General features: G+C 67.6%; 8 protein-coding genes. 7 read left to right on the top strand and 1 reads right to left on the bottom strand.

Annotated features, from left to right (window positions below):
• From ACYVO6_RS20560 to secA, 4 genes are all read left to right on the top strand, one after another.
• On the top strand, positions 1–1279 hold a 1279-nt coding region (locus tag ACYVO6_RS20560), incomplete at its 5' end, for an outer membrane protein assembly factor BamB family protein (protein ID WP_461063114.1).
• 93 nt (positions 1280–1372) lie between these two features.
• The gene (locus tag ACYVO6_RS20555) at positions 1373–2179 is read left to right on the top strand and encodes a GH12 family glycosyl hydrolase domain-containing protein (protein WP_461063112.1); all 807 of its coding nucleotides are present in this window, start codon (positions 1373–1375) and stop codon (positions 2177–2179) included.
• 148 nt (positions 2180–2327) lie between these two features.
• Positions 2328–4265, top strand: coding sequence for an acyl-CoA dehydrogenase family protein (locus tag ACYVO6_RS20550; protein WP_461063110.1), 1938 nt, complete (start codon positions 2328–2330; stop codon positions 4263–4265).
• Positions 4266–4421: 156 nt separating this feature from the next.
• Positions 4422–7214, top strand: a complete 2793-nt coding sequence (secA, locus tag ACYVO6_RS20545; RefSeq protein WP_461063122.1) for a preprotein translocase subunit SecA — start codon at positions 4422–4424, stop codon at positions 7212–7214.
• 36 nt (positions 7215–7250) lie between these two features.
• On the opposite strand, the gene ACYVO6_RS20540 is transcribed toward secA, so the two are convergent.
• Positions 7251–7697, bottom strand: coding sequence for a lamin tail domain-containing protein (locus ACYVO6_RS20540; RefSeq protein WP_461063108.1), 447 nt, complete (start codon positions 7695–7697; stop codon positions 7251–7253).
• Positions 7698–7868: 171 nt separating this feature from the next.
• Here ACYVO6_RS20540 and dxr point away from each other — a divergent pair, with 171 nt between their 5' ends.
• The 3 genes from dxr (at position 7869) to ACYVO6_RS20525 (ending at position 12541) form a co-directional block, all read left to right on the top strand.
• Positions 7869–9149, top strand: coding sequence for a 1-deoxy-D-xylulose-5-phosphate reductoisomerase (dxr, locus tag ACYVO6_RS20535; RefSeq protein WP_461063106.1), 1281 nt, complete (start codon positions 7869–7871; stop codon positions 9147–9149).
• On the top strand, positions 9146–10450 hold the full coding sequence (locus tag ACYVO6_RS20530) for a M50 family metallopeptidase (protein WP_461063104.1): 1305 nt from the start codon (positions 9146–9148) through the stop codon (positions 10448–10450). The genes dxr and ACYVO6_RS20530 overlap by 4 nt, the downstream gene beginning before the upstream one ends.
• 198 nt (positions 10451–10648) lie before the next feature.
• Complete coding sequence (locus tag ACYVO6_RS20525; protein WP_461063102.1) at positions 10649–12541, top strand: recombinase family protein; 1893 nt, start codon at positions 10649–10651, stop codon at positions 12539–12541.
• Positions 12542–12654 lie beyond the last annotated feature (113 nt).

Raw genomic sequence — 12654 nt, 5'->3', positions numbered from 1 at the left:
GCCCCGCGCCACCGCCGAGCGGCCTCCGCACCCGGTCCGGGCCACCCGCCGGGCCCTGATCGGCGGGGGCGCCGCGGCGGCCGTGGCCGGTGTCGCGGGCACGGCCTGGTGGCTCACCTCGCGAGACGACGGCACCACCCCAGCGGCCAAGGCCGCCCCCACACCGGCGACCACCCGGGCGCCCGACGGCGCCCCCAACCCCGTGTGGGAGCACGGCGGCAACTTCGAGAAACTCGGCAAACGCGCCGTCCTCACCGACGGCCTCCTGGTCGTCCCCGGCGACGCGGGCCGACTGCACGGTGTCGACGCCAGGCGCGGCACCCCGCTCTGGACCGCGGGCGACGAGATGGGCTCCTACCTCACGCGCTGCGCCGGGGCCGTCGTGCTCGCCACCCGGGACGACAGCAGGCGGCTGGCGGTCGTGCAGCCCTCGGACGGCCGCATCTGGCAGACCGAGCCGCTCGGTCTGAACCTCGCCCTGATCCAGCAGCCGGTGTGCGCGGCCCACGGCAGCATCGTCTACGTCGTGGGCCACGCGCCCGGCTCTACCTACAAGGACGAACTCGAGGACACCGACCGCCTCGTGGTCGCCTACGACATCGAGGCGCGGCGCGTGCTCTGGCGCAAGGAGCTCACCCGGGCCAGGGCGAAGACGGCCGCCGCGGGCGCCGCGCGCGATCTGTTCGTCCTGCTCGACAACGACGCGGTCACCGCCTACCGCGCCGCCGACGGCGAGCAGGTGTGGCGGCGGGCGCTGAGCCTGGAGGCCGTGGAGGTCCTGGACCACACCGGCGCGACCGAGCGGGCCGTGGCCGTCTCCGACGACACGGTCGTCGTCTCCGGCCGGGGCGCACTCTGCCTCGACCTGCGCACCGGCCGCACGCGCTGGAGCTTCGACCCCGAGGAGACAGGAGAGGAATTCGCCGGGCGCGTGCTGTGGGGCGAGGCCGCGATCGACGGCGCGACGCTCTATCTCACGCTGATGGGACGGGAGTTGTGGGCCGTCGAGCGCGACCGGCGAAAGCAGCGCTGGCGGTGGCAGTCCACGGTGCTCCTCGAATCACCCCCTGCGCGCCCGCCCCTGCTCGCCGGAGACCTCGTCTTCCCGACCCCGTACGAACTCGGCACGGACGCCGTCGCGATCGACCGCCGCACCCACAGAACCGCTTGGACCCTCAAGTCGGTGGAGCGCGCGAACGGTTCCCTGCAACTGCTGGCCGACGACGAGCGGTTGTACGTCCTGCGCGGGACGTCCCTCAGAGCCTTCCCGCTGAGTTGAGCGTTGTCCGGCGAGGCTGAGCTTGCGCGGCAACCTTTCGGAGCGCGGCGGTGACTAAGGGGACGTAAGTGATCGTCCCCGGAAGGACCTCCCATGCAGCACAGACGCCCCCGCCTCTCCCGCAGGGCGAAGATCGCCGCCGCTGCCGTCACCGCTCTCGCGGCCGGTGCGTCCGTCACCGTTGCGATGGCCGGTGAGGAGGCCAAGAAGTGTGCGGCCTTCGACACGATCACGATGGGCAAGTACTACGTCAACAACAACCTCTGGGGCCAGGACGACGGCACCGGCAACCAGTGCGTCTGGGACAACTCCCGTTCCGGGAACACCATTTCGTGGGGCACGGACTACAGCTGGACCAGCAAGCCCGGCAAGGAAAACGCCGTGAAGTCCTACTCCAGCACCGTGCTCGGCTGGCACTGGGGCTGGAAGGTGGACAAGGCGTCCACCGAGCTGCCCATCAGAGTCGGCGACCGCAAGCGCGTCAACACGAGCTGGGAGTTCTCGGTCAGTTCCAGTCCCGGCACCATGAACGTGGCGTACGACCTGTGGCTGCACAGCAAGAACACCGCCGACTGGCAGGACCAGCCGACCGACGAGATCATGGTGTGGCTCAACCGTCAGGGCGGCGCCGGACCGCTCGGCTCGAAGGTGGGCCGGGTCAGCCTCGGCGGCGCCATGTGGGACATCTACGAGGGCGACATCGGCTGGAAGGTGCACTCCTTCGTCCGGGTCGCCAACACGACCAAGGCCACCCTCAATCTCGACGACTTCACCCAGGCACTCGTACGGCGCAAGCTGCTGAGCAACGACAAGTACGTCTCCGGCATCGAGGCCGGTACCGAGGTCTTCCGCGGCTCGGGCCGCCTCGACACCAAGGCGTTCTCGGTGGACGTCGGCTGAAACCGGAGCTCGTACGGAGGGGCTCATCCGGTGGAACGGTGCGCGAGGACTGGTGAGGTTGCCCGGAATCGGGTACATACGATCGAGTAGCACCGGCCAGTAACCAACTGTTCCGAAGATCCCGACTCGCGGCGAGGTGAAGCCCCTCATGTCCGCACCAACCAAGAAGCCCGCCGTCACCGAGCGCGAGGCGCGCCAGGTGGCGGAGGCCGCACGTGAGCAGGACTGGCGCAAGCCCAGCTTCGCCAAGGAGCTGTTCCTCGGCCGCTTCCGGCTCGATCTGATCCATCCGCACCCCATGCCCGCCGACGAGGACGCGCAGCGCGGCGAGGAGTTCCTCGCCAAGCTGCGTGACTTCTGCGAGACGAAGATCGACGGTGCGCGGATCGAGCGCGAAGCGCAGATCCCGGACGAGACGATCAACGGGCTCAAGGAGCTCGGCGCCCTCGGCATGAAGATCGACACCAAGTACGGCGGCCTCGGCCTCACCCAGGTGTACTACAACAAGGCGCTCGCTCTGGTGGGCTCCGCGAACCCGGCGGTCGGCGCGCTGCTCTCCGCGCATCAGTCGATCGGCGTACCGCAGCCGCTGAAGCTCTTCGGTACGCAGGAGCAGAAGGACACCTTCCTGCCGCGCTGCGCCCGTACCGACATCTCGGCCTTCCTGCTGACCGAGCCGGACGTGGGCTCCGACCCGGCACGGCTCGCCACCACCGCGGTCCCGGACGGCGACTCGTACATCCTCGACGGCGTGAAGCTCTGGACGACCAACGGCGTCGTCGCGGACCTCCTCGTCGTCATGGCGCGGGTGCCGAAGTCCGAGGGCCACAAGGGCGGCATCACCGCCTTTGTCGTGGAGTCCGCCTCGGAGGGCGTCACCGTCGAGAACCGCAACGCCTTCATGGGCCTGCGCGGCCTGGAGAACGGCGTCACGCGCTTCCACCAGGTCCGCGTCCCGGCGGCCAACCGCATCGGCCCGGAGGGCGCGGGCCTCAAGATCGCGCTGACGACGCTGAACACCGGGCGGCTGTCCCTGCCCGCCATGTGCGTGGGCGCGGGCAAGTGGTGTCTGAAGATCGCCCGCGAATGGTCCGCCGCGCGTGAGCAGTGGGGCAAGCCGGTGGCCTTCCACGAGGCCGTGGGCTCGAAGATCTCCTTCATCGCGGCGACGACCTTCGCCCTGGAGGCCGTACTCGACCTGTCCTCGCAGATGGCCGACGAGGACCGCAACGACATCCGTATCGAGGCGGCTCTGGCGAAGCTGTACGGCTCCGAGATGGCCTGGCTGATGGCGGACGAGCTGGTCCAGATCCGCGGCGGACGCGGCTTCGAGACCGCCGAGTCCCTCGCGGCCCGCGGCGAACGCGCCGTCCCGGCCGAGCAGATCCTGCGCGACCTGCGCATCAACCGCATCTTCGAGGGCTCGACCGAGATCATGCACCTGCTGATCGCACGCGAGGCCGTCGACGCCCATCTGAAGGTCGCGGGCGACCTCATCGACCCGGAGAAGTCCCTCCAGGACAAGGCGAAGGCGGGCGCGAACGCCGGTGTGTTCTACGCCAAGTGGCTGCCGAAGCTGGTCGCGGGACCCGGTCAACTCCCGCGCTCGTACGCCGACTTCCACCCGGCAGGCCACCTCGACCTCTCCGGCCACCTCCGTTACGTGGAGCGGTCCGCCCGCAAGCTCGCCCGGTCCACCTTCTACGCCATGTCGCGCTGGCAGGGCCGGATGGAGACCAAGCAGAGCTTCCTCGGCCGGATCGTCGACATCGGCGCCGAACTGTTCGCGATGAGCGCGGCCTGCGTACGCGCCGAACTCCTGCGCTCCACCGGGGACCACGGCCGCGAGGCCTACCAGCTGGCCGATGCCTTCTGCCGTCAGGCCCGTATCCGTGTCGAGGAACTCTTCGACCGGCTGTGGACCAACACCGACGACCTCGACCGCAAGGTGGTCAAGGGCGTCCTCGGCGGTACGTACACCTGGCTGGAGGAGGGCGTCATCGACCCCTCCGGTGACGGCGTCTGGATCGCGGACGCGACGCCCGGGCCGGCGAAACGGGACAACGTCCACCGCCCCATTCGCTGACCTTTTCCCCAGGAATGCACTGGCGTCCCCGTGGTCATTCTGTTGCTTGCCGCGCCTAAGGCGAGCGACACAGAATCGACCTCGGGGACGTCGACGCCCCCACCGGGCCGAGGGGGAATTCCAGTGGCCACTCTCGAGCGCATCACCGGCCGGATCATGCGGGCCGGCGAGGGACGCATGCTGCGCAGGCTGCAGCGCATCGCCGAACAGGTCAATTCTCTGGAAGAGGAATTCGAGGGGATGACCGACGACGAACTACGGGATCTCACCCCGGAGTTCAAAAAACGCCTCGCCGACGGCGAAAGCCTCGACGATCTGCTGCCCGAAGCCTTCGCCGCGATGCGCGAGGCCTCCCGGCGCACACTCGGAATGCGTCATTTCGACGTACAGATCATGGGCGGCGCGGCACTCCACTTCGGCAATATCGCCGAAATGCACACCGGCGAGGGCAAGACCCTCGTCGCGACCCTGCCCGTCTATCTGAACGCCCTGACCGGCAAGGGCGTCCACCTCGTCACGGTGAACGACTACCTCGCCCAGCGCGACGCCGAGTGGATGGGCCGGGCCTACCGCTTCCTGGGCATGACCGTCGGCGTCATCAAGTCGCAGTCGACACCGGCCGAGCGGCGCGAGCAGTACGCCTGCGACATCACCTACGGCACCAACACCGAGTTCGGCTTCGACTACCTGCGCGACAACATGGCCTGGTCGCAGAACGAACTCGTGCAGCGCGGCCACCACTTCGCGATCGTCGACGAGGCCGACTCGATCCTCATCGACGAGGCCCGTACGCCGCTGATCATCTCCGGTCCGGCCGACCAGCCGACGCACTGGTACGAGGCGTTCGCCAAGATGGTCACGCGGATGAGGGGCGTCTCCATCCAGGACGAGCACTTCACCTCTCCGATGGACAAGGAACGCCTCGTGGGGCTGCGGGCCACGCACGACTACGAGTACGACCCGAAGAAGCGCACGGTGGCGATCCTGGACAGCGGGGTCGAGTACCTCCAGGACCAGCTCGGTATCGAGAGCCTCTACGAGTCCGACCACACGCCCCTCATCGGTCACCTGAACAACGCCCTCAAGGCCAAGGAGCACTTCAGGAAGGACAAGGACTACGTGGTCATCGACGGCGAGGTCCTCATCGTCGACGAGCACACCGGCCGCATCCTCGCAGGCCGTCGCTACAACGAGGGCCTGCACCAGGCGATCGAGGCCAAGGAGGGTGTGACCGTCAAGGACGAGAACCAGACCCTCGCGACGATCACCCTGCAGAACTTCTTCCGGCTGTACGACAAGCTCGCCGGGATGACCGGTACGGCGATGACCGAGGCCGCCGAGTTCCACCAGATCTACAAGCTGCACGTGGTGCCGATCCCCACGAACCGGCCGATGATCCGCGCGGACGACGCCGACCAGATCTACCGCACCGAGGGCGCGAAATTCGGGGCGATCGTCGACGACATCGCCGAGCGGCACGCGAAGGGCCAGCCGATCCTGGTGGGCACCACGTCCGTCGAGAAGTCCGAGCTGCTGTCCGCGCAGCTGAAGAGGCGGGGCATCCGGCACGAGGTGCTCAACGCCAAGAACCACCAGCGCGAGGCACAGATCGTCGCCCAGGCCGGCCGCAAGGGCGCGGTCACCGTGGCCACGAACATGGCGGGCCGCGGCACCGACATCATGCTCGGCGGCAACCCCGAGGCGATGGCGCGCGCGGAACTGGCCGGGCGGGGGCTCACTCCGGAGGACAACCCGGAGGAGTACCGCGCCGCGCTCGACCGGATGACGGCGTCCGTCGCAGCCGAGCACGACGAGGTGATCGATCTCGGCGGGCTCTACGTCCTCGGCACCGAACGCCACGAATCCCGGCGTATCGACAACCAGCTGCGTGGACGGGCCGGCCGGCAGGGCGACCCCGGCGCCTCCCGCTTCTACCTCGCCCTGGAAGACGACCTGATGCGGCTGTTCCGGGCCCAGGTCGTCGACCGCGTGATGGCCATGGCGAACGTCCCCGACGACGTCCCCATCGAGAACAAGATGGTCACGCGCGCCATCGCCTCCGCCCAGTCCCAGCTCGAGCAGCAGTACTTCGAGTCCCGCAAGGACGTCCTGAAGTTCGACGAGGTGCTCAACCGGCAGCGCACGCTGATCTACGACGAACGCCGCCGAGTCCTCGCCGGCGAGAACCTGCGCGAGCAGATCATCCACTTCATGGACGACACCATCCGCGCGTACATCACCGAGGAGACCGCCGAGGGCTTCCCCGAGGAGTGGAACCTGGAGCGGCTGTGGGGCGCCTTCAAACAGCTCTACCCGATCAAGGTCACCATCGAGGACATGGAGGACGGGGCCGGCGGGCGCGCGAACCTCACCGCCGACGACCTGATCGAGACGATCACCGAGGACATCCACGCCCGCTACGAGGAGCGCGAGGCCGAACTCGGCTCCGACGCCCTCCGCGACCTGGAACGCCTCGTCGTCCTCTCGGTCCTCGACCGCAAGTGGCGCGAGCACCTCTACGAGATGGACTACCTCCGCGACGGCATCGGCCTGCGCTGGACGCTGGGCCGCGAGCCGATCATCGAGTACGAGCGCGAAGGCTACGACATGTACGCCGCGATGACGGAGGCCATCAAGGAGGAGTCCGTCGGCTACGTCTTCAACCTCGACGCCTCGGGCAAGGCCCGCGACGGCCAGGAGACCCTGGAACCCGGCCGGCGGGACGAAGATCTCCACTTCAGCGCACCCACGCTGGACACGGCGGAAGGTGTGGTCGAGGGGGACTTCAGCCGGTCCGACGCGGCACCGGCACCTTCGAAGGCTGCTGCTTCGGCCGCGGGTTCGCCTTCGAAGGAAGCGATCACCGGTACGAAGCCTGCCCCGGCCCGGCGCCCCACCAAGAAGTCGACCAAGTCCAACAGGTCGAAGAACCGCCGCCGGCGCAAGTAACGGCTCACGCCGACGGCAGCGGCGGTCCAGCGCGGTTCAGCAGTACCGGTAGTCGCCGCTCGACCCCCATGTGCAGTCGTCGGCCTTGGCCCCGCTGGGCTTGTAGAGATAGGCGGTGTCGCCGGTGTTGTTCCAGACGTACCAGGAGCGGCCCCAGTACTTGTCGTACGCGGTGTTGGTGCCCTTGCCCGTGTGCACCTTCTTGGTCTTGCCGGGGCCGATCGTCACGTTGCCGAAGGTGTACGTGTAGCCGGTCTTGTCCTTGATCTTCCAGTTCTTCAGCGTGACCGTCGACGACGTCGAGTTCTTGATCCGCACCCACTCGGCGTTCAGGCTCGTGTTCGAGCCTCTGTCCGAGCCCGGGCTGTCGTAGTAGACCTGGTAGATGTAGACGCGTCCGGCGGCCTGCGCCGGAGTGCTGAGAAACGTGCCGGTCAGAGCCACGGCGCCGATGAGCGCGGGCAGGGCAGCGCGTATTCGCATGGAGATCCCCCCCTGGGTGTCGTCCAGTGTCAGGAGAGAAGGGATATCACGCTTTCTTCACGTGAGCTTCACAAGCGGCGATATGACTTTGTCTTGTGACACATGGAGGTAAGAGGCCCACGAAGGGGACACCCTGTCCGGTCAGTGACTCGGTGCGGCCACAATGGAGGGATGAGCGACAGTCCAGCGCCCCTCGCTGATCCGCATCTCGTCTTCGATCCCGTGGCCTCAGACGGGCCCCGGGACGTGGTGATCCTGGGAGCCACCGGGTCGATCGGTACGCAGGCCATCGACCTTGTGGAACGCAACCCCGACAGGTTTCGGGTGAGCGGGCTCTCCGCGGCGGGCGGGAGGGTGGCGCTGCTGGCGGAGCAGGCGTGGCGGCTTCGGGTGCGTACCGTCGCGGTCGCCCGGGAGGACGTCGTACCGGCGCTGAGGGAGGCCCTGCGCGAGCGGTACGGGAGCGGCGAGCCGCTGCCCGAGATCCTCGCCGGAGCGGACGCGGCCACGCAGCTCGCCGCGTCCGAGTGTCACACCGTGCTCAACGGCATCACCGGGTCGATCGGCCTCGCGCCCACCCTCGCCGCGCTCGAAGCGGGCCGCACCCTCGCGCTCGCCAACAAGGAGTCGCTCATCGTCGGCGGCCCGCTGGTCAAGGCGCTCGCCAAGCCGGGGCAGATCATCCCGGTCGACTCCGAGCACGCGGCCCTGTTCCAGGCGCTCGCCTCGGGCACCAGAGCGGATGTACGCAAGCTCGTCGTCACCGCCTCCGGAGGCCCGTTCCGAGGACGTACGGAGGAGGAACTCGCGGACGTCACCCCGGCCGACGCCCTCGCGCACCCCACCTGGGCCATGGGTCCCGTCATCACCATCAACTCCGCGACCCTCGTCAACAAGGGGCTCGAAGTCATCGAGGCGCACCTCCTCTACGACATTCCCTTCGAGCGGATTGAGGTGGTCGTGCACCCCCAGTCGTATGTCCACTCGATGGTGGAGTTCACGGACGGATCGACGATCGCCCAGGCGACGCCCCCCGATATGCGCGGGCCGATCGCCATCGGGCTCGGCTGGCCCGAGCGCGTCCCTGACGCCGCGCCCGCCTTCGACTGGTCGAAGGCGTCGAGCTGGGAGTTCTTCCCGCTCGACAACGACGCGTTTCCGTCGGTGGGCCTCGCCCGGCATGTGGGGGAACTCGCGGGCACGGCCCCGGCCGTGTTCAATGCGGCGAACGAAGAGTGCGTGGACGCGTTCCTGAACGGCGCCCTGCCCTTCAACGGGATCATGGACACCGTGACGAAGGTGGTCGGGGAGCACGGCACGCCCCGTACGGGAACCTCACTCACCGTCGCGGACGTCCTCGAAGCGGAGACCTGGGCACGCGCCCGGGCCCGCGAACTGACGAACCAGGGGGACCAGACAGTGCAGACGACGACGGCGGAGGTCCGTGCATGACGACCCTGATGACGATCCTCGGCATAGTCGTCTTCGTGATCGGCCTGCTCTTCTCGATCGCCTGGCACGAGCTGGGGCATCTCTCCACGGCCAAGCTCTTCGGCGTCCGCGTACCGCAGTACATGGTCGGTTTCGGCCCGACCATCTGGTCGCGGAAGAAGGGTGACACCGAGTACGGCGTCAAGGCGATTCCCCTCGGCGGCTATATCCGCATGATCGGCATGTTCCCGCCCGGCCCGGACGGCAGGCTCGAGGCCCGCTCCACCTCGCCGTGGCGCGGCATGATCGAGGACGCCCGCGCGCAGTCCTTCGAGGAGCTGCAGCCCGGCGACGAAAACCGCCTCTTCTACACGCGCAAGCCTTGGAAGCGCGTGATCGTGATGTTCGCCGGCCCCTTCATGAACCTGATCCTGGCCGTCGCGATCTTCCTCGGCGTGATGATGACCTTCGGCGTCCAGACCCAGACCACCACGGTCGGCAAGGTCTCCGACTGCGTCATCCAGCAGAGCGAGAACCGCACCAAGTGCGCGAAGGGCGACCAGGCCGCACCCGCCAAGGCCGCCGGCCTCGAAGCGGGCGACAAGATCATCGCGTTCAACGGCACACGCGTCGAGGACTGGTCCACCCTCCAGAACGACATCCGCGCCAACCCCGGCAAGGACGTCACGATCACCGTCGAGCGCAAGGGCGAGCGGGTCGACCTGCAGACCCACCTGATCCGCAACCAGGTCAGCAAGAGCGACGGCAGCGGCGGCTATGTCGAGGGCGAGTACGTGTACGCCGGCTTCCTCGGCTTCACCCCCGCCTCCGGCATCGTCCAGCAGTCCTTCGGCCAGTCCGTGGACCGCATGGGCGACATGATGGAGAACGGCGTCGAATCGCTGATCGCCCTCCCGTCCAAGGTCCCCGCCCTGTGGGACGCGGCGTTCGGCGACGGCCCGCGCGAGGACGACTCCCCGATGGGCGTGGTCGGCGCGGCCCGCGTAGGCGGCGAGGTCTTCACCCTCGACATCCCCCCGGAGAACCAGATCGCGATGATGCTGTTCCTCGTCGCGGGCTTCAACCTCTCCCTCTTCCTGTTCAACATGCTCCCGCTGCTGCCACTCGACGGCGGGCACATCGCCGGCGCCCTGTGGGAATCGCTGCGGCGGAATGTGGCGAAGGTGTTCAGGAGGCCCGACCCGGGGCCGTTCGATGTGGCGAAGCTGATGCCGGTGGCTTATGTGGTGGCCGGTATTTTTATCTGCTTCACCCTGCTCGTCCTGGTCGCGGACGTCGTCAACCCGGTGCGCATCAGCTGACCCAAACGGCGGCCCGCTCCCCGTCAATGTCAGTGCCCCGCCATTCACTCGATAACTCGGACGAGTGAATGGCGGGGCTTGTTCATGCGTCAAAGCCGCGATTTTCGTACGTTCCTTCTGTTCATGGGTGACCCCAGCGGTGCGCAAACACCCTGGGGTCTGGCCAGTCTCGAGAGGACTGACATGCAGCAAGGTACAGTGCCGCGCGCAGAGGACAAGGATGGGGACTCGGAGACAGTTGATGTCGCCGCCTACGTGCGGGTCTCGACCGCCGAACAGAGGCGTAGGTACGGGATTCCCGCTCAGGAGCAGGCAATCCATGCATTCGTGGAACAGCGGCCGACGTGGCGTCTTGCGGGATGTCGGCAGGACATCGGCGAATCGGGCTCGACCCACTCGCGTCCTGGATTCGATGTACTGCTCGGGGACATCACCGCAGGGCGGGTGAACCTCGTCTTGGTTCATCGCCTCGACCGTCTGGGGCGGACAGAGGCTGCCATCTGGCGTTGCATCTGGCAGGTCGAGGACGCCGGTGCCCGAGTGGAGTGCTGCACCGAACCTCTCGGTGAGCCGGGCGTCGAGCAGTGGCTCACGGTCGACCGCCTGGCGCAGGACGTGGAGGCGGACTACCGGCGTATTGTCGCCCGTACCCAGGCGGGCCGGCAGATGAAGGCGGTCGACGGGGGATGGCCGGGCGGCCCGGCCCCGTACGGCTATCGACTCAGCGGCAAGGGATCTTTCGGATCGATGCTCGAAGTGGATCCGGATGAGGCGAGTGTCGTGAGGCTCATCGCTGACCTTGTGATCGACGGGGGATACAACCTCAAGAAGCTCACGGAGGAGCTGAACGATCGAGGCATCCTCACCCGGAGCGGCAAGCGTTGGTCGCCTGCGAATCTCAGCCGCCGGTTGAAGAGCGCGACATTTCTTGAAGAGGCGGTCTTTCGTCGTCCTGATCGGCAGTGGGGCGGCCACTGCACTCGTCTCGGCGAGGACGGCCGCCCGCTGTACGGCGACAGTGTGGTGATCCTGCTGCCTCCGATCCTCACGGCTGATCGGATCAAGTCCTTCCAGGACACGTTGGCCGGGCTGAGCAGAACGCGCCAGAATCCCAACGCGGAGTACCCGCTCACCGGGCGTATCCACGGGCCATGCGGACTGCCTTACGTCGGTTTCTCCCGCGGCAAGGACGGGCTTCGTACGTACCGATGCTCGGGAATGCAGGGAGCCGTCTCCTGCGGATGTGTCTTCCTTCCGGCCGAGTTCGTGGAGGACCAAGTGGCGAGGCGGGTCAATGCTTTGCTGGCCTCGATGTCACCGAAGGACAGGCCGGCTCTGCCGGCTTCCTCTGAGGCGTCGACGATGCTGATCGGGCACATCGAACGAGTGAGGTCGCTGGACCGGCTCATGGCGCGGTGTAGAGAGGACCTCGAAGATCTGCGGAATCGAGCCACGCGAGACCATGTCGTCGCGGCTGCGGTTCGTCAACGCGACTCGGACCTGGAAGCGTTCGGCCGGATCGTGGCGCAGGCGCGGGACTGGCTGCACGAGCTTGAGGAACTTGAGAACCGGGACGCCCGGCTGCGAGCTGTCTTGGCATCCGCCACCCCGGATATCCGGGCCCTCTCTCCACGTGAACAGCGCCGTATGGTCGAGCTGACCGATGTGAGAGTCGAGATCACGGACCCTGCGTTCCGCTACCGAGAGGGGACCAGGTGCTCCACGATGCAGTGGCATCAGCGCACGGGCACTCCGGTCCCGCCAGACCCCACCGACGGTCAGTGGGAACGCATTGAGCAACTGCTCCGCTCTCGGTATTCCGGTCACCACTTTCGGTCACCTCTCGACCTGCGGACAGCCTTCACGGGAATGCTGCACCGCCTGCGCACCGGCATCCTTTGGTCGGACCTGCCGGAGAGATTCGGTGAGTGGGTGAAGGTACGTACGAGGCAGCGGGCTTGGCTTGAGAGCGGCGTGTGGGTGGACATCATGAGGTTGCTCAACGAGAAGGGGGAGGGGACGCCCGTCTTCGAGCGTGGTGCCCCACCCCTGGCGATCCGCACAGGCCTGGACGCCGAAAGGGTCTGCTGAACGCTCTGCGGTCGGCCGGGCAAGAGGAGCAACCGGAGAGCATGTCCGCCCGGATTGCGCGCTGTGCCCGGCGCCCTGCCAGTGGGTGCCCTCGGGTGGACCTCCAGGATGCC

Source organism: Streptomyces pseudoechinosporeus, from assembly GCF_054783935.1.
Note: the sequence above shows the minus strand (reverse complement) of the source record. Positions and strands in the feature narration are given on the sequence as shown.

Coding starts and splice junctions, on each gene's coding strand:
- ACYVO6_RS20555 (WP_461063112.1), top strand. CDS start 1,373: ATGCAGCACAGACGCCCCCGCCTCTCCCGCAGGGCGAAGATCGCCGCC.
- ACYVO6_RS20530 (WP_461063104.1), top strand. CDS start 9,146: ATGACGACCCTGATGACGATCCTCGGCATAGTCGTCTTCGTGATCGGC.
- ACYVO6_RS20540 (WP_461063108.1), bottom strand. CDS start 7,697: ATGCGAATACGCGCTGCCCTGCCCGCGCTCATCGGCGCCGTGGCTCTG.
- secA (WP_461063122.1), top strand. CDS start 4,422: ATGCGGGCCGGCGAGGGACGCATGCTGCGCAGGCTGCAGCGCATCGCC.
- ACYVO6_RS20550 (WP_461063110.1), top strand. CDS start 2,328: ATGTCCGCACCAACCAAGAAGCCCGCCGTCACCGAGCGCGAGGCGCGC.
- dxr (WP_461063106.1), top strand. CDS start 7,869: ATGAGCGACAGTCCAGCGCCCCTCGCTGATCCGCATCTCGTCTTCGAT.